This window comes from Cochleicola gelatinilyticus (assembly GCF_001637325.1).
Lineage (GTDB): Bacteria > Bacteroidota > Bacteroidia > Flavobacteriales > Flavobacteriaceae > Cochleicola > Cochleicola gelatinilyticus.
Window position 1 is genome coordinate 230399 of record NZ_LRXL01000045.1, and the last position, 25042, is coordinate 255440.

General features: G+C 34.7%; 27 protein-coding genes. 19 read left to right on the plus strand and 8 right to left on the minus strand.

What is annotated here, in order from left to right:
* The first annotated feature begins 33 nt into the window (after positions 1–33).
* The 6 genes from ULVI_RS11615 (at position 34) to ULVI_RS11640 (ending at position 5205) form a co-directional block, all read left to right on the plus strand.
* Entirely contained in the window at positions 34–993 is a 960-nt protein-coding gene (locus ULVI_RS11615; RefSeq protein WP_068592943.1) for a D-2-hydroxyacid dehydrogenase, read from the plus strand.
* Positions 994–1040: 47 nt separating this feature from the next.
* Entirely contained in the window at positions 1041–1685 is a 645-nt protein-coding gene (locus ULVI_RS11620; protein WP_068592944.1) for a DUF937 domain-containing protein, read from the plus strand.
* Between the two features lie 121 nt (positions 1686–1806).
* Positions 1807–2232 (plus strand): DUF6146 family protein, encoded by a 426-nt coding sequence (locus ULVI_RS11625; RefSeq protein ID WP_068592945.1) that lies wholly within the window; start codon positions 1807–1809, stop codon positions 2230–2232.
* Positions 2229–2537: a DUF6787 family protein gene (locus ULVI_RS11630; protein ID WP_068592946.1), complete on the plus strand. Its 309-nt coding sequence runs from the start codon at positions 2229–2231 to the stop codon at positions 2535–2537. Before ULVI_RS11625 ends, ULVI_RS11630 begins: the two co-directional genes overlap by 4 nt.
* Positions 2530–2859: a hypothetical protein gene (locus ULVI_RS11635; protein WP_068592947.1), complete on the plus strand. Its 330-nt coding sequence runs from the start codon at positions 2530–2532 to the stop codon at positions 2857–2859. Before ULVI_RS11630 ends, ULVI_RS11635 begins: the two co-directional genes overlap by 8 nt.
* A 48-nt stretch (positions 2860–2907) precedes the next feature.
* Entirely contained in the window at positions 2908–5205 is a 2298-nt protein-coding gene (locus ULVI_RS11640; RefSeq protein WP_068592948.1) for a TonB-dependent receptor, read from the plus strand.
* Positions 5206–5276: 71 nt separating this feature from the next.
* Here the strand turns inward: ULVI_RS11640 and ULVI_RS11645 are convergent, their stop codons facing one another.
* The 3 genes from ULVI_RS11645 to msrA all read right to left on the minus strand — a co-directional run bounded on the left by ULVI_RS11645 (position 5277) and on the right by msrA (position 6837).
* A complete protein-coding gene (locus ULVI_RS11645; protein ID WP_068592949.1) occupies positions 5277–5585 on the minus strand; it encodes a hypothetical protein in 309 nt (102 codons plus the stop codon).
* A gap of 107 nt (positions 5586–5692) precedes the next feature.
* Entirely contained in the window at positions 5693–6292 is a 600-nt protein-coding gene (gene folE, locus ULVI_RS11650) for a GTP cyclohydrolase I FolE (protein ID WP_068592950.1), read from the minus strand.
* Between the two features lie 5 nt (positions 6293–6297).
* Positions 6298–6837, minus strand: coding sequence for a peptide-methionine (S)-S-oxide reductase MsrA (gene msrA, locus ULVI_RS11655; protein ID WP_068592951.1), 540 nt, complete (start codon positions 6835–6837; stop codon positions 6298–6300).
* Between the two features lie 140 nt (positions 6838–6977).
* On the opposite strand from msrA, the gene ULVI_RS11660 reads away from it, so the two are divergent.
* The 11 genes from ULVI_RS11660 to ULVI_RS11710 all read left to right on the plus strand — a co-directional run bounded on the left by ULVI_RS11660 (position 6978) and on the right by ULVI_RS11710 (position 19910).
* Entirely contained in the window at positions 6978–9413 is a 2436-nt protein-coding gene (locus ULVI_RS11660; RefSeq protein WP_068592952.1) for a DUF5916 domain-containing protein, read from the plus strand.
* Between the two features lie 51 nt (positions 9414–9464).
* Positions 9465–10124 carry an ABC transporter ATP-binding protein gene (locus ULVI_RS11665; RefSeq protein ID WP_068592953.1) on the plus strand — a complete coding sequence of 220 codons (660 nt, stop codon included), beginning with the start codon at positions 9465–9467 and terminating at the stop codon, positions 10122–10124.
* A 5-nt stretch (positions 10125–10129) separates the two neighbouring features.
* Positions 10130–11830, plus strand: coding sequence for an LIC_10190 family membrane protein (locus ULVI_RS11670; RefSeq protein WP_068592954.1), 1701 nt, complete (start codon positions 10130–10132; stop codon positions 11828–11830).
* A complete protein-coding gene (locus ULVI_RS11675; RefSeq protein WP_068592955.1) occupies positions 11827–12591 on the plus strand; it encodes a TIGR02757 family protein in 765 nt (254 codons plus the stop codon). The genes ULVI_RS11670 and ULVI_RS11675 overlap by 4 nt, the downstream gene beginning before the upstream one ends.
* Positions 12592–12702: 111 nt before the next feature.
* Positions 12703–13911 (plus strand): sensor histidine kinase, encoded by a 1209-nt coding sequence (locus tag ULVI_RS11680; RefSeq protein ID WP_068592956.1) that lies wholly within the window; start codon positions 12703–12705, stop codon positions 13909–13911.
* A gap of 75 nt (positions 13912–13986) precedes the next feature.
* The gene (locus ULVI_RS11685; protein ID WP_068592957.1) at positions 13987–15183 is read left to right on the plus strand and encodes a GAF domain-containing sensor histidine kinase; all 1197 of its coding nucleotides are present in this window, start codon (positions 13987–13989) and stop codon (positions 15181–15183) included.
* Positions 15184–15305: 122 nt separating this feature from the next.
* Positions 15306–17228, plus strand: coding sequence for a BatA domain-containing protein (locus ULVI_RS11690; protein ID WP_068592958.1), 1923 nt, complete (start codon positions 15306–15308; stop codon positions 17226–17228).
* Positions 17225–18481: a dihydroorotase gene (locus ULVI_RS11695; protein WP_068592959.1), complete on the plus strand. Its 1257-nt coding sequence runs from the start codon at positions 17225–17227 to the stop codon at positions 18479–18481. Before ULVI_RS11690 ends, ULVI_RS11695 begins: the two co-directional genes overlap by 4 nt.
* Complete coding sequence (locus ULVI_RS11700; RefSeq protein WP_157632613.1) at positions 18478–18801, plus strand: hypothetical protein; 324 nt, start codon at positions 18478–18480, stop codon at positions 18799–18801. The genes ULVI_RS11695 and ULVI_RS11700 overlap by 4 nt, the downstream gene beginning before the upstream one ends.
* Positions 18802–18856: 55 nt before the next feature.
* Positions 18857–19186: a DUF4870 domain-containing protein gene (locus ULVI_RS11705; protein ID WP_068592961.1), complete on the plus strand. Its 330-nt coding sequence runs from the start codon at positions 18857–18859 to the stop codon at positions 19184–19186.
* Positions 19187–19250: 64 nt separating this feature from the next.
* Positions 19251–19910 (plus strand): alpha/beta hydrolase, encoded by a 660-nt coding sequence (locus ULVI_RS11710; protein WP_068592962.1) that lies wholly within the window; start codon positions 19251–19253, stop codon positions 19908–19910.
* Positions 19911–19913: 3 nt separating this feature from the next.
* Here the strand turns inward: ULVI_RS11710 and ULVI_RS11715 are convergent, their stop codons facing one another.
* Together ULVI_RS11715 and ULVI_RS11720 are read right to left on the minus strand one after the other, a co-directional pair.
* Positions 19914–20411, minus strand: coding sequence for a hypothetical protein (locus ULVI_RS11715; RefSeq protein WP_068592963.1), 498 nt, complete (start codon positions 20409–20411; stop codon positions 19914–19916).
* Positions 20412–20488: 77 nt separating this feature from the next.
* A complete protein-coding gene (locus ULVI_RS11720; protein WP_068592964.1) occupies positions 20489–21268 on the minus strand; it encodes an MBL fold metallo-hydrolase in 780 nt (259 codons plus the stop codon).
* An 82-nt stretch (positions 21269–21350) separates the two neighbouring features.
* On the opposite strand from ULVI_RS11720, the gene ULVI_RS11725 reads away from it, so the two are divergent.
* On the plus strand, positions 21351–22811 hold the full coding sequence (locus tag ULVI_RS11725) for a TonB-dependent receptor (protein ID WP_068592965.1): 1461 nt from the start codon (positions 21351–21353) through the stop codon (positions 22809–22811).
* An 80-nt stretch (positions 22812–22891) separates the two neighbouring features.
* Here ULVI_RS11725 and bcp read toward each other — a convergent pair whose 3' ends face one another.
* Positions 22892–23344, minus strand: a complete 453-nt coding sequence (gene bcp, locus ULVI_RS11730) for a thioredoxin-dependent thiol peroxidase (protein WP_068592966.1) — start codon at positions 23342–23344, stop codon at positions 22892–22894.
* Positions 23345–23372: 28 nt separating this feature from the next.
* Between bcp and ULVI_RS11735 the strand changes: the two genes are divergently transcribed.
* Complete coding sequence (locus tag ULVI_RS11735; RefSeq protein WP_068592967.1) at positions 23373–24047, plus strand: endonuclease III domain-containing protein; 675 nt, start codon at positions 23373–23375, stop codon at positions 24045–24047.
* Positions 24048–24084: 37 nt separating this feature from the next.
* On the opposite strand, the gene ULVI_RS15590 is transcribed toward ULVI_RS11735, so the two are convergent.
* A complete protein-coding gene (locus tag ULVI_RS15590; RefSeq protein ID WP_197463506.1) occupies positions 24085–24237 on the minus strand; it encodes a hypothetical protein in 153 nt (50 codons plus the stop codon).
* Positions 24238–24295: 58 nt separating this feature from the next.
* The gene (locus ULVI_RS11740) at positions 24296–24880 is read right to left on the minus strand and encodes an RNA polymerase sigma factor (RefSeq protein ID WP_068592968.1); all 585 of its coding nucleotides are present in this window, start codon (positions 24878–24880) and stop codon (positions 24296–24298) included.
* Between the last annotated feature and the right edge of the window lie 162 nt (positions 24881–25042).

Consider the following 25042-nt stretch of genomic DNA (forward strand, 5'->3'; position numbering starts at 1 on the left):
TACAGTTAAAAAATAATTTTTAAAATTAGACAGATGAAAGTATTAGCAAACGATGGAGTTTCACAAAGTGGAATTAATACACTCGAAGCAGCCGGGTTTGAAGTTATTACAACCAAAGTAGCACAAGAACAATTAATTAATTTTATCAATAAAAACAGTATAGATGTAATTTTGGTTCGCAGTGCCACCAAGGTTAGAAAAGATATTATCGATGCATGTCCTTCCCTAAAGATCATTGGCCGGGGTGGTGTTGGTATGGATAATATAGATGTGGAATATGCTCGCGAAAAAGGACTGAAAGTAATTAACACTCCTGCAGCTTCTTCTTCTTCTGTAGCCGAATTAGTATTTGCGCATTTATTTGGTGGCGTTCGCTTTCTTTATGATGCGAACCGAAATATGCCATTAGATGGAGATAGTAAATTTAAAGATCTTAAAAAGAATTATGCCAAAGGTAGCGAAGTACGAGGCAAAACCATTGGTATTATTGGATTTGGACGTATAGGACGTGAAGTTGCAAAAATAGCATTAGGATGTGGGATGAAAGTGATTGCAAGTGACAACTATGTAGGTGAAGCAGATATTACTCTCACCTTTTATGATGGGCAGGACATTACATTAAAAATAAAAACAGAGCCAGTTTCTGAATTAATTAAGCACAGTGATTTCATTACATTGCACGTTCCTGCACAAAAAGACTATGTGATTGGAAAAAAAGAAATTGCAGAAATGAAAGATGGCGCGGCAATTATTAATGCTGCCCGTGGAGGAGTGATCGATGAAGTGGCTTTAATCGAAGCACTTGATAGTGGCAAATTATCGTTTGCAGGATTAGATACCTTCGAAAAAGAACCTACTCCAGAAATTAAATTATTAATGAATGAAAAAGTGTCACTTACACCACACATTGGTGCCGCTACAGAAGAAGCTCAAGACAGAATAGGAACCGAATTGGCGACTCAGATCATAGCTTTGTTAAAACCAGTCGAATAGCTTTTTTTTCCTATCTTAGCCAACAACAACCTTTTAAATAAAATAATATGTCCGGAATTTTAGACCTTTTAAACAGTGATATGGGAAGACAGATCATTGGAGGCGTTAGTAATGAAACACAGCAACCAGCTGATAAAACAGCATCTGTATTAGCGATGGGACTTCCTATCCTATTGGGTGCTATGAAAAAAAACACAAATAGTAGTGAAGGCGCCGCAGGTCTAATGAATGCTCTTAATAGTAAACACGATGGGAGCATCCTTTCGAATCTTAGTGGACTATTTAATGGCGGTGTAAACGAAGAAGTAAAACAAGATGGACTTGGAATTCTGGGACATGTTCTTGGAGGTTCACAAAATAACGTAGTAAGCGCCCTTTCTAATAAATCTGGTGTTGACACCAATGGCGTAATGCAAATCCTTCAAGTAGCTGCTCCAATCCTTCTAGGGATGTTAGGGCAAAAGAAAAAAGAACAAAATGTTCAATCTGAATCTGGATTAGGAGATCTTCTCGGCGGTCTTATGGGCGGTGGAAAGAAAACACAAAGAAAGCAACAAAGCCTTATTGAATCTCTGTTAGACAGCGATGGTGATGGTAGCATCATAGATGATGTAGCAGGAATGGTTCTAGGTGGTGGAAAGAAAAAAAGTGGTCTTGGTGGATTGCTCGGCGGAATGTTCGGCGGACGATAAAATTAAGTACTAACTAAAAGAATACCACATTTCTTACAGTAAGAAATGTGGTATTTTGTTAAAGGAGGTTAAAGCATCTAATCGCTTATTCTTTATCTGTATATTTATAAAAAGTTGACGTATGAAATTTTTAATTTTTACTTTTGCCTTTTCTTTAATGATTTTTAGCTGTGACTCGGCAAAATCACCACTACAGGGAAACACATCTGAGACTAATACAACCGCGTCAGATACCGTTCGCATTGCAAATGATAGTCTTGAATATGAGATAATTATTTTCGAACCGGGATTTAATTCTTGGCTTGTATCACAAGAGCCAAGGGGATATTATGGACAAAGTTTTCTTGAAGGAAGAAATAAAATTTATGTTGGAGAATATAATAACCGGGTAAGAACAGTTAATAAGTACCCTACAAATTTATATCCGCAGATAATAGATTATGATTATTTTACCGATTATGGATATGAAGTTAATTATATGCTTTATAATTATTTTATCTATTTTCAAGAAAGATACAATCAAAAATTTATAATTGGACGAAATTGAAAAAATTAAAAGAACGCTGGAATATTCAATCAGACTGGCAACTAACAATTATATTTATTGTCTTTGCACTAACCGGAAGCACTTCTGCTAAATTTGCAGGACCCCTCACCGAATTTGTAGGGATTACCAAAGAAATGGGCGGACTTATATACTGGCCAGTTCGTATATTAATCATTTTTCCAATTTATCAAGTCTTACTAGTTTGTATGGGTTGGCTCTTTGGAGAATATCATTTTTTTTGGACCTTTGAAAAGAAAATGCTTCGATCTATGAAGCTTGGTTTCTTAATTAGAAAAAATGCATAAAGAAGTACAACAAATATTTAAAGTAATAGCAGCAACAATACTTACTGCTGCTTTATTATTTCCTGTACTTTTTCAATTCTCCCACATTTTCGAGAATCACGAGCACAAAACCTGCTCTGAGGTTTCAGTTCATCTTCATGAAAAAAAGGTAGATTGTTCGATCTACGATTTTCATATTTCGTTATTTACTTACACCTTAAATTCTTACGATAAGCTACATATTCAGCAGTATAATAAGTTAGTTATTACTGCCTTAATTGCTTCAGAAAAAGAGGTTTTAAATCACCATTTTTACCTTCGTGGTCCTCCACTTTATACTTAAATTTTTAGTTTACATATTTTTATCTAATAAACTTAATTTTAAGTAGTTATGAAATTTTTAATTTTATCAACACTGCTCCTATTTATAGGGAGTAGTACTATCATTGCACAATCTAATTTAAGCGGTGCTATTACCAATACAAACAACGAACCTGTTATTGCAACAGTATATATTTCTCAACTTGAAAAAGGCACTCTCAGCGACCTAAATGGACAATACACCATTAGCAATATTCCGCAAGGAAAATATACTGTTATTTATAGTGCTATGGGCTATGCAACAATATCTAAACAACTCTTTTTTACTTCTGAAAACACTACGAATGTAGATGATGTTATTATGACTGAAAGTGCCGTAGAAATGGAACAAGTAATTATTTCTACTCCTTTTCATAAGTTGCAAAGCGACAACGTTATGAAAGTTGAAAGAAGATCTGTTACAGAACTTAATAAGAAAGGAGCTACAACGCTTATGGAAGGTGTTACAGACATCGCTGGAGTAGAAACTATTAGTACTGGTATTGGCATTGGAAAGCCTGTTATTCGAGGTTTAAGTGCTAACCGGGTTTTGGTCTACACGCAAGGAGTACGGTTAGAAAATCAACAATTTGGTGATGAACACGGTCTAGGAGTTAACGAAGCTGGTGTCGAAAGCGTTGAAGTTATAAAAGGACCTGCTTCCCTGCTCTATGGTAGTGACGCACTTGGAGGTGTACTTTATCTAAATCCAGAACGTTTTGCAGTTTCAGGAGAAACCCATGGCGACGTGAGAAGCACTTATTTTTCTAATACTAGAGGAACTGCAACTACACTCGGAGTTCGTACTTCAGGGACGCAATTAAAGTTCATGGCCCGTGGTGCAATATCGTCTCACAGCGATTATCAAACTGGTGCTGATTATAAGGTGACAAACACTCGATTTAATGAAAAAGATTTAAAAACTGGAGTTCGTTTTCAGAATAAAGAATTAAAATCGACACTTCGTTATAATTACAATCGTTCAAATATTGGTATTCCTGAAGAAATTGGCGAGCAAAGTACCTCGAAAGATTTGTTACAACCTTTTCAAGAAATAGATAATCATATTCTGAGTTGGGAAAATACTCTCTTTTTTGAGACCTCAAGTCTTACGTTAAAAGCAGGGTATATTTTTAATGACCGCCGAGAATTCGAAGAACATCACGAGCACCACGAAGAAGAAGAAGAAGAAGAAGAAGAAGACCATGAGGATCATGATGAGCATGACGAGCACATGCATGGTGAAGAAGGACCGGCATTACAATTAAAGCTGAATACTATCACCTATGACCTTACTTATCATCTACCACAATTAGGAAAATTTGAAACCATTGTAGGTATTCAAGGACTGTATCAAACTAACGATAATTTTGGGGAAGAGATTCTTATTCCAGATGCCACCACACAAGACATTGGTGTTTTAGCAACAACACATTATCATTTAGAAAAAATTGATTTGCAAGCCGGAGTACGTTTCGATTCAAGAAAAATCGAAAGCGAAGCCGCCCGTGAAATTAACGCACCAGATTTTATTCCTGCAATCAATCGAAATTTCACAAGTTTTAATGCAGCGATAGGTGCAAAAGCCACACTTACTGAACAACTTCTAGCACGTATAAATTTAGCTAGTGGTTTTAGAGCTCCTAACTTGGCTGAATTAACTTCTAACGGTTCTCATGAAGGAACGAATAGATTTGAGATTGGGGATGAAACACTTACAAATGAGCAAAATTTTCAAACCGATATTTCTTTAGAATATCGAAACGAACATTTTGAATTTTCAGCCAATGGGTTTTACAACACTATAAACGACTATATTTTTATTGCACCTACTAATGAATTTATTGATGATAATATGGTGTTTAATTATGTACAAAATGATGCAAATCTTTATGGCGGTGAATTGGGAATGCATATTCATCCACACCCGCTAGATTGGTTACATTACGAAAGTAGCTTTGAAACTGTAACTGGTAAACTAGGAAACAATTCTTATTTACCTTTAATTCCAGCAAATAAACTTCGAAATACACTTAGAGTTGAATTCGCTAAAGCGGGAAAACTGGATAATTTGTATGCTTTTGTTACCTACGAAAATACTTTCAACAAAGATGAAGTAGGAGAATTTGAAACAAGAAATAACAGTTACAACTTACTTAGCTTAGGGACAGGTTGTAGCGTTGATATTGGTGATGCAGTATTCGACATAGGGATAAACACCACTAATCTTACAGATGAAACATATATTTCACATTTATCACGACTAAAACCCGATGGAATTTTCAATACGGGACGTAGTGTGAATGCACATCTTAAAGTAAGTCTGTAATTGAAAATAAAAAAAGGCACGAGTTAATAGTTTAACAACTAGTGCCTTTAAAATAATAATAAATTAATATCTTATTCTACAACTTCAACCTCGATAGTTTGTGGCATTGGTTCCTTTTGTGCTTTCCAAACGAAAGCGTACAACCACATTAAGGTAAATGTGGGTATAAAGTCGGTTATAGGAAGAATTTCTTCAATAAAAACGATTACTGAAGCTACTTTACCTTCAGTTCCTTTATACATTTTACTCATTTGTTTGGCAGCATAAGGTGCCCACAATATATCAAGTATTGGTCCTATAAAAGGTATGAACATAGTAATCATACCTACAGCATCAAAAAGAAGCCCTTTCCGAAGTAATTTATACTTTTCGTTTTGCATTTTTTTAATTTTTATCGGGTATGCTAGGCATTCCCAGAGGTTATTGATTATTATAAAGCAATAAGCCTGCCAAATTTAATGCACTAAATGCGAGTTAAATTACCTTGTTAAGATAGGTCTGAAGAGATTAATTTCATAAATTCATTTCGAGTCTCTATTTTTTCAAATTGCCCACGAAATCCAGAAGTAGTGGTAACACTATTTTGTTTCTGTACTCCTCGCATCATCATACACATATGAGAAGCTTCTATGACTACCGCAACTCCTTGAGGTTTTAGAGTATTGTTTATACATTCAAGAATATCATGCGTTAACCGTTCTTGTACCTGTAAGCGTCGTGCAAAGACATCTACAACTCGCGGAATTTTACTTAAACCAACAATATGACCATTAGGTATGTATGCAATATGCGCTTTTCCAAAAAAGGGTAAAATATGGTGTTCACATAATGAGTATAATTCAATATCCTTGATTACAACCATATCTTTATAGTCTTCAGCAAACATAGCTCCTCGTAAAATGGCTTCTGGATCTTCTCCATGTCCTGAGGTTAAAAATTGCATAGCCTTGGCTGCTCTTTCGGGAGTTTTCACGATCCCTTCCCGATCTATATCCTCCCCTATTCCAGTTAGAATATTGGTAAAATTGTCTTTTAATTTGTTGGTCACTATTTCGTCGTATTCTTCAGAAAAATTGTAAGATCCCATTAATTCTATTTTAATTTATCAGCATAAAACTTCTTAATCTTATCGATCTTTGGGTCTATAATATACTGACAATATGGTTGTTGCCTATTTAAGTTGTAATATTCTTGATGAGAAACATCTGCGGTATAAAATACATCTAACGGTTTCACTTCTGTAACTATTTGATTATCAAAGACATGCTTTTCTTCCAAAAATTTTATAAATGCTTTTGCTTCTTCCCCATCTTCTTCGGAAGAATAAAATACCGCACTCCGGTATTGTGTTCCTTTGTCATTCCCTTGCTGGTTTAAAGTAGTGGGATCATGCGTTGCAAAAAATACTTCTAACAATGTCTTAAGAGTAACAACTTCAGGATCGTAAGTAATTTCGACACCTTCAGCATGACCCGTTCTCCCCATGCAAACTTCTCGATACGCAGGGTTTTTAATAAATCCCCCAGTATACCCAGAAGTTACTTTTTCTACACCAGCAATGCGTTGAAATACGGCTTCTGTACACCAAAAACAACCAGCGGCAAAAACAATTTTTTTAGTTTTACTATTCATATTTTAAACAAAAATATAGTATTTGGTAGCGCAAACCAATGCATGGTATTCTTTTTAAATAATTTATAAGAGTTTCTGCGGTTGCGCTACCAATTATTAAATTTGAAGAAGCCCATAAATAAATTATCTTCGCCCCATATATGAAGCAGTTTTTTACATTTATTTATCTATTTTATTTCTTACTTTCTTATAGTTCTGTTTTTGCACAAACCGAAGAAAGAAAAACACTCCAAGCCACACGAATTAATTCGGCTCCTAAAATAGATGGCGTATTAGACGATAGTATTTGGAAATCATTACCTACATATGGAAATTTCTTTATGTACGAACCCGGTAATGAAGGAATCATTCCTAATAATTTTAAATCTGAGGTAAAACTAGCTTACGACGACAGAGCGGTATATGTAGCAGCATACCTTTATGATCCGGAACCTGAAAAAATAGCCAATCAGTTCTCTCAACGCGATGAAATCGATGTACAAGCTGATAATTTTGCCATTGCTTTGAATACCTATAACGACGGAATTAATGAAACCTATTTCTATGTAACTAGTACTGGAACAATTGGTGATGCGAAAGGGAACCAAGGAAGTCTCGATTTTAGTTATGATGTGGTGTTTGAAGCAAAGGTTTCTAAAGATGATAAAGGCTGGTACGCCGAGTACAAAATCCCCTACAATACCCTTCGCTTTCCAGAAATTGAAACACAAAATTGGAGTGTAAATTTTTTACGAAGAATTATAAGAAGAAACGAAACTCATAGTTGGAATTTAATTGAAAATGACAAAGGGAACCCTTCACAATACAACGGACTATTAACCGGAGTTACTAATATTGATCCTCCCGTGCGCCTTACATTCTTCCCCTTCGCACAAGGGCTAATCTCTAATTTCGATGGCGAAACAGAAACTAGTTTTAGTGCAGGAATGGATATTAAATATGGATTAAGCGATAGTTTTACGTTAGATGCAACGCTCATCCCCGATTTTGGACAAGCAGCTTTCGACAATGTTGAATTAAATCTGGGACCTTTCGAACAAACGTTTAACGAACAAAGACAATTTTTTACGGAAGGTGTAGAACTTTTTAACCGTGGTAATATTTTCTTTTCGAGACGAATTGGTGGAAGACCAAGTGGAAGTATAACTAACCAGACGGAAACCGAAATAATTATAGAGAACCCAGAAAAGGTAAATTTAATTAACGCCATAAAAATCTCTGGAAGAACAGAAGGAGAATTAGGAGTAGGATTTTTAAACGCTATTACTGAAAAAACAACGGCGACTCTGCTTGACACAATTTCGAATATAAAACGAAACATCGTATTAGAACCCTTATCCAATTACAATGTATTTGTGCTGGATCAGCAGTTTAACGGCAATTCTTCTATATCGCTGGTTAATACCAATGTTACTAGAGACGGAAGCTTCAGAGATGCCAACACCTCTGCCTTCGTTTTTAATGTTGCTGATAAAGGAAATCGTTTTAGAACTAGTGGTCGAGCCATTATGAGTAATGTAAATACTTCCGAAGGATTAATCTCTGGGTTTGGTTCAGAAATAGATATTCAAAGAATAAAGGGTAATTTTAGATACCGTATTGGCCATGATTTTGCAAATACAACGTTCAACATAAACGATCTCGGCGTAAACTTAATTAATAATTACAATGATTTTGTCGTAGGCATGTCGTACGAAAATTTTGAACCTACAAAATATTTTAATAAATATAGATTCACGGCAACAGCTAGACATCAACGTTTATACCAGCCGAGTGTACAAACAGGTAATTCTTTATTGCTAGAAAGTTTTTTCGTGATGCGCGACCGGTTCGCTTTTGGACTTGATCTCGAAATAAACTCAAAGTTTCAAGACTATTTCGAACCTCGTGTACCTGGAAGATTTGTAACTTTCAACAAGAATAAGGGAATTGGTGGTTTTGTTTCTTCAGATTATCGCAAAAAGTTTGCTTATGATGTAAGAGCAAATTACTCCTACTTCGAAGACGAAGATCAAGATGGATTTGAACTAAGTATCTCACCACGATACCGATTTTCGAACCGAATATTAATGATCTTCGAGACCGCCTATTTTAAGCGAAAAAATAATTTTGGGTATATTAATAGAACCGATACAAATATTTTCTTCGGACAACGTGATATTACTGAAGTAGAAAATACGATTACCACTACTTATAATTTCGATCCGTATAAAGCTATCGATCTCCGTTTTCGTAATTTCTGGAGTACAGCAGATTACAGCGATTCTATTTTTTATACGTTGAACCCAAACGGAAGCCTTCAAAATGTTGCGTATGATACTGAAGAAAGCAATCCAAATCGCAATTTTAATATTTGGAATCTAGACCTTAGTTTTCGTTGGCGCTTCGCTCCAGGAAGTGTAGCAACCCTACTCTATCGCAACCAAATATTTCAACAAGATGAGCGTGCTACACTTGGGTACCGAGAAAGCCTCGTAAATCTTTTTAAAGAAGCACAGCAAAACACCTTGTCGTTGCGAATAACGTATTTTATAGACTATAATAATATAGGGCAGGTATTCAACAAAAATTCTTAGTCGTTGTATTAGTCTGTACAAAACTGTAATTTCACAGCATAATTAAAATCTATGATAGAAGCCAAGAATATTCACAAGTATTACGATTCACTGCACGTACTTAAAGGAGTGGATCTTTTTATTGAAAAAAGTGAGATTGTTTCTATAGTAGGAGCTTCAGGCGCAGGAAAAACGACACTGCTTCAAATATTAGGAACACTAGATCGTGTTGACAAAGGCACTGGTTCTTTACACATAAATGCTACCGACATTGCTTCATTAAATGCGAAACAATTGGCGAAGTTTAGAAATGAAAATTTAGGATTTATATTTCAGTTTCACCAATTATTACCAGAATTTACAGCGATCGAAAATGTATGCATCCCTGCGTTTATTAAAAACACCCCGAAAAATGAAGCGGTTAAAAGAGCCAAAGAGTTGTTAGCATTTTTAGGGGTATCGCACCGGGAAGATCACAAACCCAATGAATTGTCTGGAGGAGAACAACAACGGGTTGCGGTTGCCAGAGCCTTAATTAACAATCCGGCGATCATACTTGCCGACGAACCCAGTGGTAATCTAGATACCGAAAGCGCAGAGAATCTCCACAATCTCTTTTTTAAATTACGAGACGAGTTTGGGCAAACTTTTGTCATTGTAACTCACAACGAAGAACTTGCTGGAATGGCAGACCGAAAACTCGAAATGCAGGATGGTCGTATTATAAAATAATTAGGATGCTGTTAGTGTTAGGGTATTGGTGTTTTTTATTTTTAAGCACCTCACTTATTGGACTCACGTTTCAAAAAGTCCTACATTTAAAAGGTTTACACCCCGCAATCACCATAGCTTTGGGCTGTTTCGGAATTACGCTATTTGCTTCTTTCTTTGCCTTCTTTTATGCTCTTGACGGGTATTTCGATCTCCTTTTAGGTTTTCTACTCTTAGCCGCATCGGTAACAAATAGAACTAAATTTTCACCCTATCTCCAGTACTGTAGCACTTTACTTCTAAAGTTTCCTCTTTTTTTAAAAATACTATTTCTAATTACAGTAGTGTTTGCAGCAGCTAAAAGCGCAGGAGTACCCTTTATTATAGACAATGAATCGTATTATTTGCAAACTATAAAATGGCTTGATAGCTACGGAATAGTAAAAGGCATAGCAAACATTCATCCGTTTTTGGACCAAGTTTCGGGCTGGCATATTTTTGAAAGTGCCTTAAACCTAAATAGTATTTTTAAAGGGTTCAACGATGCTAACGGATTTCTATTAGTTATTGCAACTTCGTACGCCTTCAGTCATCTTCATCAATATAAAAACGGGCGACTTGAATTTCTATTTATTGGTCTATTTCCTATTTTTAATTTGTTATTATTTCAATTTATCGATGCACCGTCTCCAGATCTTCCTGTATATATTTTGGGTTATTTTGTTTTTTCTGAATTTTTAAAAGAAATGAAGTCCGTTTCTGAAACAAATTACAATGGTTTTATACTTATTTCATTACTGGTTATTTTTTCTATTTATCTAAAAGTAAGTGCTTTGGCATTACTCATTTTCCCAATGTATCTCCTATATATAAATAATAGAGTTCCAAAAAACACTCTTCTTAAGATTGGGTTTATTGGCTTTGTGAGTGCTTTTTGTTTTATACTGAAGAATTATTATACCTCTGGTTACCCTTTATATCCATTAGCCCTGTTTGAAGCAAATGTTCCTTGGAAATTACCAAAATCAATTTTTGAATTCATTACAGAACAAACAAAATATTTTGGATATGGAATGACCGAAACTATTTTTTTAAAAAGCACCCTATTTCAAAGGATATGGCATTGGTTATTTCTCCCTGGGTTGCATGGACTGTTTAATAAAGCAATGGTATTGTTGCTTTTTATCGCTCCTTTTTATATTCAGAAAATGTCATTTAAGAAGTCGTTCTTAGTACTGTATTTTGCTTCTGTGATACAACTTATTTTAGTGTTGAGTGCTTCCCCACAGTACCGGTTTTATTTGTTGTTTTTTATGCTCTTATGTTTGCTGGTTCTGGTTAGGTTTGTAAGAAAGCAATGGCTACATCGTGCCCTTTTGGTTAGTTCCATTGGTGCTATTGCAATTACATTGTTTTTACCAGTTTCGCTTCAAAAGATCACTACAAATCAACACCTTCAAAACTTGGTGCCATTTCAAAAAGAAACCATTTTAATTCCGCACCCTAGTACCCGGTATGCAACAGCAAATTTCGAATCGGTTTCCGAAGGTAATTTTACTTTTTTTAGTGCAATGAATATCGATTTTTTCTGGGCAACGGGTGACGGTCCCCTACCATGTGTTAAGAAACAACAAATAAACTATTTTAAAGAAACTCATGGCAGGGTACCACAGTTTATTTCAGAAAAGGTATCAGACGGATTTTATTCAAAAAAAATAGCAGAATGAAAAAGGCAGAATTACAAGAATTTTTAGATGAAAAAGCAGCACTGTACAATCAGCCAAAATTTATAGAGAGTGATCCCATCCAGATACCACATCGATTTGAGAAGAAAGAAGATATCGAGATTGCAGGATTTCTAGTTGCTACCATCGCATGGGGCAACAGAAAAAGTATTATTACCAATGGCAATCGATTATTAGATATTATGGGGCATTCACCGCACGATTTTGTGCTTCATTTCTCTGAAGAACATACTAGCAAGCTAGACGGGTTTGTACACCGAACTTTCAACGAAACAGATCTTTTATATTTTCTGAAAGCTTTACAACATATCTACAGAAATCACAACGGACTTGAAGCAGTTTTCAGTAAACACGCCACTAAAGATTCGTTGCAACCAGCGATTCATGAATTTAAAAAACTTTTTTTTAGTCTTCCACATCTTCCACGTTCACAAAAACATGTAAGCGATCCGTATAAAAATTCGGCGGCTAAAAGAATAAATATGTTTTTACGTTGGATGGTGAGAAAAGATACTGCTGGAGTAGATTTTGGGATTTGGGATACTATTTCCCCTTCTATTTTATCCTGCCCCTTAGATGTACACAGCGGCACGATTGCTCGAAAATTAAAACTACTAAAACGGAAGCAAAACGACGGAAAAGCGGTAACTGAATTAGACCTCGCCTTGCGGAGTTTTAACGCATTTGATCCTGTGTTGTATGATTTTGCGCTCTTTGGTCTCGGAGCCTTCGAAAAGTTCTAAAATAACACCTCCTTTTGCCTATAAAGGGTATTTAATTATTTAAAATAAATATATATTTACATAGACAAACCAACCTTAGACTCATTTTCAACTTAACAAGGAGATTTTATTTTGATTATACCCTCACTACCTTCTAACGAACAGGAACGACAAATCGCTGTTCAAGAATATGGTTTATTAGATACACTTCCAGAGAAAGATTTCGACATTATAACGTCACTTGTTGCAACCATCTGTGAAGTACCTGTTGCATTGGTAACATTATTAGATACCGATAGAAACTTCTTGAAATCGCATTTTGGTATTCCGATTAACCAATCACCGAGAAATACTTCTTTTTGTGGACATGCTATTTTAGACCCATCAGAAATTTTTCTTGTTGAGGACGCAGAACAAGATGAGCGTTTTTTCGACAACCCTGTAGTAACCGAACAAGGTATGAAGTTTTATGCTGGAGTCCCCTTAATAAATAAAGATGGTTTTGCTTTAGGAACCCTTTGTATTTTCGACAAAAAGCCACGTACGTTAACAAAAAAACAAAAAGAAGCTTTAAAAGGACTTGCGCATCAAGTAATGAATTTATTTGAGGAACGTAGAAGAAATAATACCATGCAACAGCTGCAAATAGAATTAGAAAATAGAAATGAAGAATTAAAAAGCTTTGCTGGTGTAATTTCACATGATATGAAAATGCCTCTTTCAAACATGATTATTACTGCAGATATTTTAAAGGCTAAATATGGAAATGAATTAGATGAAAAAGGACATGAATATTTATCCTATTTAAAAAGCTCATCTTTCACTTTAAGCAATTATATCTCTGGATTATTAGCGCATTATGAAAGTGATAAAATAACAACAGATCATAAAGATGTTTTCGATATTCATCATTTACTAGAAGAAATTGTTGACCTTCTTAATATCAATGTGGATTGTGAAATAAACTTTCCCGAAAAAAATATAGATATTAATTGTAACCGATCGGCACTTGAACAGATTTTATTAAATCTAATAGGAAATAGCTTAAAGTATAATGATAAAGACGAAATTCTTATCGATATAGAATGTTATAATAAAAATGGACTGTATCATTTTTCATTAACCGATAACGGTATGGGAATACCAAAAGAAAAACAAAAAGAAATTTTTACTCTTTTCTCTACGGTAGGTAACGTAGATCGCAATGGGAATAAGGGGCATGGAATTGGATTATCTACGGTACAAAAATTAATTAATAAATTGGGAGGAGACATTTCTGTTTCCTCTAAATTAGGGGTTGGCACTACATTTGAATTCACAATTGCCGCGCTTATTTCTTAAATAACACCGATAAAGTGTTAAATTTTATAGGTAAAAAAAGACTATATGAGATAATTTACGTAATTATGCATTATTATGAAAGCTCCCAATTTACCTTCAAACGAATCGCAAAGATTAGCGCAAGTTAGAAGCTATAACCTACTCGATACGCTTCCCGAAGCTGATTTCGACAACCTATCTAGTTTAGCTGCTAAAATTTGTGAAACCCCTATTGCACTTATAACCCTCTTAGATAAAGACCGTAATTTTTTTAAATCCCATTTTGGAATAGATTTTAATCAGGCTCCAAGAGAAACTTCGTATTGTGGCCATGCCATATTAAGTAAAAACGAAATTTTTGAAGTAGAAGACTCTAGAAAAGATTATCGATTTGTAGACAATCCATCAATCGAAGATTGCGGCACTGTTTTTTACGCCGCTTCACCTCTAATTAATGCCGAAGGATTTCCCCTTGGAACATTATGTGTTTACGATAACAAACCAAGAGTATTAACACAATTACAAAAAGATGCTCTTATTTCTTTATCTAAGCAAGTCGTTAACTTATTTGAGCTTCATAAGAAAAATGAAGAATTAGAAGAAATTCAACGAGAATTAACAGAACGGAACAATCGGTTAAAAAGCTTTGCCGGAGTTGTTTCTCATGATCTTAAATCTCCATTAGCAAATATCACATCTCTTACTCGTCTTCTTAGAGAAGAAAATGAAGGAATATTAAAAGGCGATTCCGATGAGTATCTAGATTATATTGAAGAATCTTCAGAAACCCTTAACGATTACATTAATGGAATTCTTAAATATTATAAAGCCGACGAACTACTAAAAGAAAGAAATACCGATATAAACCTTGGAGAATTTTTTGAAGAAATTAAAGAGATCTTAATTCTTAATGATGCAGAATTTATACACCCAACAGCCGAAACTATAAGAGACACCAATAAAGCTGCTCTTACACAGATCATGCTTAATCTTATCGATAACGGACTTAAATATAATACAAGTCTTAACAGAAAAGTAACGGTACTTTATAAAGAAAAACCAGACTCTCATTGCTTCTCTATTATCGATAATGGAATCGGCATAGAAAGTGAAAAAAAAGACGAAATTTTTAATCTCTTTAAAACCACTGGTAAAAAAGACCGAAACGGAAAAAAAGGAACCGGAATTGGCCTTGCTACCGTAAAAACATTGGTTACCAAATTAGGAGGAACTATCAAAGTTGAATCGAAACCTGGAGAGGGAACTACTTTTAGTTTCACAATACAGAAGTAGTTAAAATCGACACACATTTTTTATCTTTGAAAGCATAAAATACTTGAGCATCGTTCCTTAAAATAGTATCTTGCGCATCGATTCGGCTCTTAAGTATACTACCGACTCAAATTTGGATACAAATGCAGTTTAAAAACCCTGAACTTCTTTACGCTCTTTTTCTGCTGCTTATCCCTATTATTATTCATCTCTTTCAACTTCGAAAATTTCAGAAAGTTGATTTTACCAATGTTGCTTTTCTTAAAAAAGTAACCCTTCAAACCCGAAAAAGTTCACAGCTAAAAAAATGGCTTACCCTACTTATTAGGCTGTTAGCCTTAGCCTGCATCATACTTGCTTTTGCGCAGCCATTTACGGCTACAAAAAAGGCCCTAAACACAGAAAAGGAAACAGTAATATACATAGACAACTCTTTTAGCATGCAAGCTAAAGGAGAGAAAGGACCATTGTTACAGCGTGCCGTACAAGATCTTTATGAGAAAATATCAGGAACCGAAAATGTGAGTTGGTTTACAAACGATTTTAGCAGAAAAAACAGCTCGTTACAAGACTTTAAAAATGAAATTCTTCAAGTAGATTATAGTGCGAGGCAGTTATCTTTAAATGAAATTCTTCTAAAGGGAAATCAGTTATTTGGAAGCTCAAAGACAGCCGACAAACAATTGCTTATCGTGTCCGATTTTCAAGGCAGAAATACTTTCCCAGACACATTAAATGATGCAACAATACACGCAGTACAACTTCAGCCCGTTGCTACACAATCGGTCGCTATAGACAGTGCATATTTTGAAGGGAATACCACTTCATCGAACATATTAAAAGTTAAAATAACTGCCTCGGAAACTATTGCTGCTCCAATTCCCGTTTCTTTATATAATAATGATGTTCTAGTAGCTAAAACAGCTGCAGACCTTTCAGAAAAAGGAACTACAATTTTAAACTTTGATGTTGATAAAAGTGAAAGCTTTAAAGGAAAATTAAGCGTTACTGAAGCAAATCTACCTTACGACAATACGTTGTTTTTTAGTATAAATACGCAAACGAAAATAAAAGTTCTTTCAATTAATCAAGCGAATGCGAATTTCTTGCAACGCCTATTCGATCAACCTGAATTTGAATATACGCAGCAAACATATAATGCCCTAGACTACAACCTAATTCCGAATCAGAATTTTATCATTTTAAACGAGTTAGTTTCAATTCCTCCACCATTAAGAACTGCCTTAGAATCCTTTACGGAAAGAGGTGGAAACCTTTTAATCATCCCTTCAGTACAGGGAGAAATTACAGAATACAACAGTTTGTTAGCTAATTTAAAGTTAGGAGTTATTTCTGAAGCTACACCTTCAGAAAAAAAGATTACACAAATTAGATTCGATCATCCACTATATAAGGATGTTTTTGAAAAACGAGTGGTTAATTTTCAGTACCCAAAAGTAAATCAGTTTCACCCAATAAGCACGAATGCTATCCCGGTACTTACTTTCGAAGATGCTTCTCCGTTTCTTCTTCAAAATGGAAATAGTTACGTTAGTACTGCTCCTTTTAATTCAGAAAACACAAATTTTCAGAATTCACCACTTATTGTCCCTACTCTTTTTAACATGGCGAAACAAAGTCTTTCTTTGCAAAACTTATATTACAATATAGGTTTACAAAATACTTTTTCGGTGCCGGAGGTATTAATGCAGGATGAAATTCTTGAGATGAGAGATAGCACGTTTCGTTTTATTCCACTTCAACAAACCAAAGCAAATCAGGTTATTATTACCACAAATGACGAACCTGCAATAGCCGGAACATACGATATAGTTAAAGACAAAACTTTTATAGAACATATTAGTTATAATTATGATCGGTCTGAAAGTATCTTACAGTATGCAAATTTAGAAAACTGGAAAGGTGTACAACTACATAATTCTATCACAGAAGTTTTCAATTCATTAGCCGCAGAAAATTCAAGGAACGATTTGTGGAAATGGTTTGCTATTTTTGCACTATTATTCCTTATCACCGAAATGTTGATCCTAAAATTCTATAAATGAAAATTCTACTAAAATCGGCCACGATTGTCGACCCCTCAGGAAAACATCATTTAAAACAACGGGACATCCTTATTGAAAAAGGAATTATAATCAAGATAGCGGCTACGATCCCAAATGATAAAAAAATTAAAGAAGTTGTTTTAAAAGACTTGCACATCTCTCAAGGGTGGTTCGATCCAAGTGTATCTTTTGGTGAGCCCGGCTATGAAGAACGAGAAACGATTGATACTGGATTACAAACAGCTGCACTTAGTGGTTTTGCTCACGTAGCTGTGAACGCGAATACGCAACCCATAACCGACAGTAAATCGAATATTAAGTACTTGCGCTCTAAAGCAGAAGGTCATGCAGTAAACCTCTACCCTATTGGAGCATTAACAGTTGAAAGCAAAGGAATCGACTTGGCAGAACTATACGATATGCAAAATGAAGGAGCCGTTTCATTTTATGATCATAAAAAACCAATAAGCAATGCAAACCTTTTAAAAATTGCATTGCAGTATACCCAAAGCTTCGATGGGCTAGTACAAAGCTTTCCTTTTGAGACTTCTGTCGCACGGAACGGAATGGTTAATGAGGAAATAAATAGTACCCGACTAGGGTTAAAGGGTATTCCGGCTCTTTCGGAAGAATTACAATTGGTACGTGATCTTCATTTATTAGCCTATACTGGAGGAAAATTACATGTACCCACAATTTCCACAAAAAAATCGGTAGCACTAGTAAAAGAAGCAAAGAAAAAAGGACTCAATGTAACATGCAGCGTAGCACTATCGAATCTCATACTTACCGACGATCTTTTAGAAACCTTCGACACTAATTATAAAGTTTTACCGCCGCTAAGAACTAAAGAAGATAGCAAAGCTTTATTAAAAGGTTTAAAAGAAGGAACCATCGATGGAGTTACCAGCGATCACAATCCTATCGATGTAGAACATAAAAAAATAGAGTTCGACCACGCATACTTTGGCAGTATTGGTTTGGAAAGTTGTTTTGGTGGATTACATAAAGAAATGAATGTTGAAGCAGCGGTAAGTGCTTTGACCAATTTAAAATCGGTATTTAAGATTCCATCGGAACGTATTGAAGAAGGGAACAAAGCCACACTTACCCTATTTAACCCGAATGTGAAATGGACATTTACCAAGGATGATATAATGTCTACATCAGCAAATTCAGCCTTTTTAGGAGAAACACTTAAAGGAAAAGCTTATGGGATTTTTTCCAACGACCAATTAATTTTAAATTCTTGATGAACCAGCAACCTTCCGGAAAATCGAAAGCAATTATTGCTTACATTACTTTTATTGGAATGTTCATTGCCTATTTTATGAATCGTGATCAAAAACACGCTTTTGCAACATGGCACATTAAAAATATGTTTGGGCTGGTGCTTATACTGCTAATCTCTCAAGTAATTCAAGCCTATGTAGATCTTCTTATTGGAGAAATTATTTGGGTAATATCGTTTCTACTTTGGGTATTTTCTATGATCATGGCTATTTCGAATAAGCAAAAAGCAATTCCCGTTTTAAGTGAGAAATTTCAGCAATGGTTTACTTTTCTTGATTAGTTCCCCTATCTTTAACAGATACTTAAAAATCAACCATCAAAAAAAACCTTAAATTATGGAAAACCAATCTGTTTCAGAAGGTAAGACAATAGCGATTATTGCTTACTTATGGGTCATCGGACTAATAATTGCCATTGTAATGAACAGTAGTAAAAAGAATCCTTTTGCATCGTTTCATATTCGACAAGCAATTGGAATTATTTTACTTTCGGTAATTTTTAATATTATTTTCTATTACATATATGTTCCTATTTTACCTTGGATACTAAACTTAGGTGTTTTCGTACTTTGGATTTTAGGATTTATTGCTGCCATTCAAGGCGAAGAAAAACCTGTACCAGTTGTTGGAGCACAATTTCAAGATTGGTTTAAGAATATTGGATAATTTTTAACCAATATTTATAGCATACGATGCCACTTTTTTAGGTGGCATCTTTTATTTTTGAAAAATGACAAAAAAAGAATTAATACTAGAACACAATTATAAAGCTCCCGCAGTTTCTTCTGAAAATCCTCCTGCAATTATAATGCTTCATGGCTTCGGAAGTGATGAGAACGACCTATTTTCTTTCGCTTCAGAATTACCTGAAACATATGCAGTTATTGCGCTAAAAGCACCTATACCTATGCAACCCTATGGAAATGCATGGTATAATATTTACTTCGATAACACCGACGGAAAGTTTAGTGATACCGAACAAGCAATTGCTTCTCGAGATCTTATTTCAAATTGTATCGATGATATAATCTCTAAATATAAAGTCGATAAAAATAACATTACCCTACTTGGCTTTAGTCAAGGAACTATTTTAAGTTTTGCCGTTGCTCTAAGTTATCCAGAAAAAATAAAAAATGTGATCGGTTTAAGTGGTTATATAAATGAAGATATTCTGAAAGAAGGTTACAAGGATAACGATTTTAGTAATCTAAACATCTATACATCTCACGGAAGTTCAGATCAAGTTATTCCAATAGATTGGGCACGGAAAACCAAACCCTTCTTGAAAAATTTAGATATCGATGCTACATATTCTGAATTTCCAGTAGGTCACGGTGTGGCACCTCAAAACTTTTATGAATTAAAACAATGGCTAGAAGATCTTAGTTAAAAATTACTGCGGATACAATAAAGATCCAAGTGTTCTAAACTGAAGTTCATTAGTTTCATTAAATGAGTATTCTAAGATCATTTCACCCCAATATTGTCCATCGGTAAAATCGGCTAACAACCATTTGTGGTTTAAAAAACGTACTTTATTTACGCGCATTGGCTTGCCATTTAGCCCGACAAATGGCACTAGTGGATTTCCCTCTTCTCTAACGTTTTGATCGTAAATCGCATTGTGTGCAAGAGCTTCAACAGCTTTCGCTTCGTATCCAGAATTTTCGAGATAGGTCATTGCATTATCATTACCTTGTAGCGTGAAATAATTTAAATCGTCGGCAACCATTTGTAATGAATCTGCTGCAGCTTCAGATCTTTCTGCTCGTTTGGTTAACGATTCAATCTTTTTTTCTTGTGATTCGAAAATCGTTTTCTCATTCATATACTGATAAATGATAAACAATGCAGCGAAAAGAAAGAGATACATGAATATTTTATGCTTCATAGGAAACTAGTTTTTTTTATTGAAATTTAAATTCTTGTTTTATTCTGAAAAAACGATTACAAACATTTCTAAAGTGATTATTGAATCACTAGTTGAAGTCCATCATACGCTAAATGCACTCGTTTTGGAAGCTTTTTCGACACCTCGTCATGAAAACCCAATAAATGGCTAATATGTGTTAAATAAGCCTTCCCAGGGTTTACTTTTTCAATGAATGCTAATGCTTCATCTAAATTAAAATGTGAAGGATGTGGTGCTTCTCGAAGTGCATTTACAACTAAAACTGCACATCCTTTAATTTTTTCAATTTCGGTTGTCTCCATAGATTTTACATCTGTGAGGTATACAAAGTCATCTATGTTAAAACCTAATACCGACAATTTATTGTGAAAAGCTTCTACTGGAATCACTTTCTTTCCGAAGAGATTAAAAGGGGTTTCTTTATCGATAACATGCTCTTCAATAGTAGGCGCACCAGGGTACTTATTTTCAATTTGAAATATATATCCAAATCGGTCGTGCAACGAATTAAATACGCGTTGCGATGCATAAAAAGGAATATTTCCTTGTCTAAAATAAAAAGGACGAATATCGTCAAGACCAGCAGTATGGTCACTATGTTCGTGTGTTAGTAATATACCATCTATTTTTTTACATTTTTCTCGAAGCATTTGTTGTCTAAAATCGGGTCCACAATCTATTACAATATGAGTGTCATCCCACTCTAAAAGCACCGAAACTCGAAGCCTTTTATCTTTAGGATTAGTGCTTAAACATACGGGATGATCACTTCCAATTATGGGAATTCCTTGCGAGGTTCCTGTGCCTAAAAATGTAACTTTAAGGGGTGATTTCATTGGGACAAAAATAACAGTATTTTTTTTGTTTGCCTATTGTATTTAGTACCTTTGTTAGTGACTTTACTTTAAATAAGTACCTATGCCAGATCATATTTCCGGAGACAAAGATTTTGAGGACATTCCTTCGATACGAAGCAAAGCCTTACGGATAAATCTTAATGAAAACATCTACGGTACCTTTGCAGAAATTGGTGCCGGACAAGAAACTGTACGTAATTTTTTTAGAGCAGGAGGTGCTTCTGGAACTATTGCAAAAACTATGTCTGCTTACGACAAGGATTTTAGTGATGCTATCTACGGAATCGAAGATGATGGACGATACGTTACCGAAGCGCGCTTACAACGCATGCTTTCTCATGAGATCAACCTTATCGAAGAACGAATAATTCGAGACAAACATCCCGAAAAATTATTCTTTGCATATGCAAATACTGTAGCAACCATCGATTTTGCTAAAAAATACAAAGGTCATGGATGGGTTGGAATTCGATATCAAATGGATCCCAACGAAGACTATAACGAAATTACTTTACACATTCGTTTTCATGAGAATGATGCGATGTTGCAGCAAATCACTTTAGGAATTCTAGGGGTTAACTTAATTTACGGCGCTTACTATAAATACGATACGCCTAAAAAGTTATTACGTTATTTATATGACCATATCGATAAAGATAAAATTGAGATCGATACGATAAACTTTTCTGGTCCTCGTTTTGCTGATGTTGATAACCGGTTAATGAGCTTACAACTTATTAAAAATGGTATGACCGATGCCGTAATGTTTGGTCCTGATGGGAATAATATTCTTCCTGCTAGAATTCTCTACAAAAAAAATATTCTTGCTTTACGCGGAAGTTTTAGACCCGTGACAAAAGTGAATATAGATATGTATGAGAAATCATACGAAATGTTTTTAAATGAAAGCAAAGTAGAAAAGGAACGTACTGAAGTAATTTTTGAAATTACACTTTCCAATTTACGTGCTGAAGGGGAGATCGATGAAGAAGACTTTATGGATCGAGCTAAACTCTTATGTTCTTTAGGACACACGGTATTAATTTCGAACTTTCAGGAATATTACAAACTGGTGGAATATTTTTCTCGTTACACAAAAGAACGTTTAGGATTGGCCATGGGTGTAAACAATCTAGTTGATATTTTTGATGAAAAATACTACCGTCATTTAAGTGGTGGTATTCTAGAAGCCTTCGGAAAGTTATTCTTTAAAGATCTAAAAGTATACCTCTACCCTATGCGTGATCCTGAAACAGGTGAGTATACAACTAGTGAAAATTTAAAGGTACATCCACGTATGAAAGAATTGTACAAATTCTTTAAATATAACGGCAAAGTGGTTGATATTACTGACTTTAACCCTGATATATTGAATATTTTCTCTAGAGAAGTGCTTCAAAAAATTGAAGATGGTGAAGATGGTTGGCAAGAAATGCTTCCAGAAGGGGTTTCAGAAATCATTAGAGACAAGCATCTTTTTAGTTGTAAGATTGATCCTAAGGCTGAAGAAGCTTCTAGTTAATCCTACTTTTTTAATACTTTTTTTTAAAACCTGTGGTCTTTAAAGTCACAGGTTTTTACATTATACAGTTATTCTTTAAATTATTCTAAGATTTGAGCGGCGTGATCTTTCGTTTTTACCTTATCGATAACACGAGAAACTATACCTTCTTCATTTATTAAGAATGTTTTTCGATGGATACCATCGTACTCACGGCCCATGAATTTTTTAAGCCCCCAAACTCCAAATGTTTCAATCACCTCTTTATTTTCATCTGCTAATAAAGGGAAAGGAAAATCGTATTTTTCTTTAAACTTCTTCTGCCTTTTTTCACTATCGGCACTTACACCTAATATAGAGTAACCTTGGCTTTGCAATTCTTTATAATTATCTCGTAGATTACAAGCTTCAGCGGTACAACCTGGTGTGTTGGCTTTTGGATAGAAAAATACAATCAATTTCTTCCCTTTGTAATCTGACAATGAAATGGAATTTCCTTCTTGATCGTTTACAGTAAAGTTTGGTACTTTGTCGCCTTCTTTTAATGTCTTCATTGTTTATTTTTGTATAAAAGTAGTTAAAATGAATAAGCAAGAAAAGGTAGAATTTGTTATTGAAAAGTTAAATGAAATTTATCCCGAAATTCCTATTCCGCTGGATCATAAAGACCCTTATACCCTTTTAATTGCCGTATTATTATCGGCTCAAAGTACAGATGTTCGCGTTAACAAAATTACCCCATTGTTATTTGAGGTTGCCGATAATCCACATGATATGATAAAATTATCTGTAGAAGAGATTCGAGAAATTATAAAACCTGTAGGACTTTCTCCCATGAAATCGAAAGGTATTCATGGACTGTCCAAAATTTTAATAGAAAAACATAATGGACAAGTACCTGTAAGTTTTGAAGCTTTAGAAGCATTGCCGGCAGTGGGTCATAAAACTGCAAGTGTAGTAATGTCACAGGCTTTTAACATCCCAGCGTTTCCCGTAGATACCCACATACACAGATTAATGTACCGCTGGGGTTTTACTAATGGAAAAAATGTAGTACAAACCGAGCGAGATGCAAAACGATTATTCCCAGAAGATCACTGGAACAAACTGCACTTGCAAATTATTTGGTATGGAAGGCAGTATTCACCCGCTAGAGGATGGGATTTAGAAAAAGATATTATCACAAAAACAATTGGAAGAAAAACAGTCTTAAATGATTATTTTAAGAAAAAAAATATTGCTACTAAAAGAGCATAAAAAACCCTCCGAAGGGCTTACTAAGGAGGGTCAAAGTTTAGTTTAGAAGTGCTTCAAACTTCAATTTATGGTAATCTATAACACTTAAAGCCTTCGAATAATCTAGAAGAAACTTTACGGTCTCTTCGCTAGGAGCCAATTTATTTTTCACGGGATCCATACGTGAGGTTTCAGAGTACAAGTTTTGCATATATCTCATTTTAGAGGTTATTATTTACAAATAACGCCCCAACTTGCACTTTATTGTATTAATTTGTTAATACAATATTATGTTTATCAATCACTTTGCGTAAATTAATAAGTGCGTAACGCATTCTTCCCAAAGCAGTATTAATACTTACTCCAGTTTGCTCACTAATTTCTTTAAAGCTCATGTCTTTATACATGCGCATTACTAAAACTTCTTTCTGATCTTCCGGTAATTCTTGGATAAGCCTTCTAACATCGTCCTCTACTTGCCCCTTAATCATTCGTTTCTCAGCGTTAAGTGAACCATCAGATAATACCGAAAATATGTTAAAGTCGGTATTATTTTCGAATTTAGGCATTCGATTATTTTTTCTGAAATGATCAATGACAAGATTGTGTGCAATACGCATCACCCAAGGAAGAAACTTCCCTTCTTCATTATAAGCACCTCGTTTTAAGGTCTTAATTACCTTAATAAAGGTATCCTGAAAAATATCTTCTGCGATATCCCGATTATAAACTTTTGAATAAATGAAACTGTAGATTCTTTGCTTGTGACGAGTAATTAATTCGCAAAGAGCGGATTCATTGCCATTCATATAAGCGCTTACAAGAAACGCATCTGTACTGTTACTTTGCTTCATATCGATACTTTTTAAAAATAAACAACTATTATATTGGTTGTTTAGCTGCTATGTTTTAAGTGTAAAAAGTAATGATATGCTATAGGCAATAAATTTTATAAATGACGTTGTAAGGCGTAAATATAACAACAAAGAAATCACAAATGCAACAAAATCTTATTT

Bases quoted from the DNA above. Each gene is read 5' to 3' on its own strand.
- ULVI_RS11690 (WP_068592958.1), top strand. From the start codon at position 15,306: ATGCAGTTTAAAAACCCTGAACTTCTTTACGCTCTTTTTCTGCTGCTT.
- bcp (WP_068592966.1), bottom strand. From the start codon at position 23,344: ATGAAGACATTAAAAGAAGGCGACAAAGTACCAAACTTTACTGTAAAC.
- ULVI_RS11725 (WP_068592965.1), top strand. From the start codon at position 21,351: ATGCCAGATCATATTTCCGGAGACAAAGATTTTGAGGACATTCCTTCG.
- ULVI_RS11685 (WP_068592957.1), top strand. From the start codon at position 13,987: ATGAAAGCTCCCAATTTACCTTCAAACGAATCGCAAAGATTAGCGCAA.
- ULVI_RS11665 (WP_068592953.1), top strand. From the start codon at position 9,465: ATGATAGAAGCCAAGAATATTCACAAGTATTACGATTCACTGCACGTA.
- ULVI_RS11720 (WP_068592964.1), bottom strand. From the start codon at position 21,268: ATGAAATCACCCCTTAAAGTTACATTTTTAGGCACAGGAACCTCGCAA.
- ULVI_RS11625 (WP_068592945.1), top strand. From the start codon at position 1,807: ATGAAATTTTTAATTTTTACTTTTGCCTTTTCTTTAATGATTTTTAGC.
- ULVI_RS11675 (WP_068592955.1), top strand. From the start codon at position 11,827: ATGAAAAAGGCAGAATTACAAGAATTTTTAGATGAAAAAGCAGCACTG.
- ULVI_RS11660 (WP_068592952.1), top strand. From the start codon at position 6,978: ATGAAGCAGTTTTTTACATTTATTTATCTATTTTATTTCTTACTTTCT.
- folE (WP_068592950.1), bottom strand. From the start codon at position 6,292: ATGGGATCTTACAATTTTTCTGAAGAATACGACGAAATAGTGACCAAC.
- ULVI_RS11635 (WP_068592947.1), top strand. From the start codon at position 2,530: ATGCATAAAGAAGTACAACAAATATTTAAAGTAATAGCAGCAACAATA.
- msrA (WP_068592951.1), bottom strand. From the start codon at position 6,837: ATGAATAGTAAAACTAAAAAAATTGTTTTTGCCGCTGGTTGTTTTTGG.
- ULVI_RS11640 (WP_068592948.1), top strand. From the start codon at position 2,908: ATGAAATTTTTAATTTTATCAACACTGCTCCTATTTATAGGGAGTAGT.
- ULVI_RS11695 (WP_068592959.1), top strand. From the start codon at position 17,225: ATGAAAATTCTACTAAAATCGGCCACGATTGTCGACCCCTCAGGAAAA.
- ULVI_RS11645 (WP_068592949.1), bottom strand. From the start codon at position 5,585: ATGCAAAACGAAAAGTATAAATTACTTCGGAAAGGGCTTCTTTTTGAT.
- ULVI_RS11715 (WP_068592963.1), bottom strand. From the start codon at position 20,411: ATGAAGCATAAAATATTCATGTATCTCTTTCTTTTCGCTGCATTGTTT.
- ULVI_RS15590 (WP_197463506.1), bottom strand. From the start codon at position 24,237: ATGCAAAACTTGTACTCTGAAACCTCACGTATGGATCCCGTGAAAAAT.
- ULVI_RS11740 (WP_068592968.1), bottom strand. From the start codon at position 24,880: ATGAAGCAAAGTAACAGTACAGATGCGTTTCTTGTAAGCGCTTATATG.
- ULVI_RS11710 (WP_068592962.1), top strand. From the start codon at position 19,251: ATGACAAAAAAAGAATTAATACTAGAACACAATTATAAAGCTCCCGCA.
- ULVI_RS11735 (WP_068592967.1), top strand. From the start codon at position 23,373: ATGAATAAGCAAGAAAAGGTAGAATTTGTTATTGAAAAGTTAAATGAA.
- ULVI_RS11670 (WP_068592954.1), top strand. From the start codon at position 10,130: ATGCTGTTAGTGTTAGGGTATTGGTGTTTTTTATTTTTAAGCACCTCA.
- ULVI_RS11620 (WP_068592944.1), top strand. From the start codon at position 1,041: ATGTCCGGAATTTTAGACCTTTTAAACAGTGATATGGGAAGACAGATC.
- ULVI_RS11705 (WP_068592961.1), top strand. From the start codon at position 18,857: ATGGAAAACCAATCTGTTTCAGAAGGTAAGACAATAGCGATTATTGCT.
- ULVI_RS11615 (WP_068592943.1), top strand. From the start codon at position 34: ATGAAAGTATTAGCAAACGATGGAGTTTCACAAAGTGGAATTAATACA.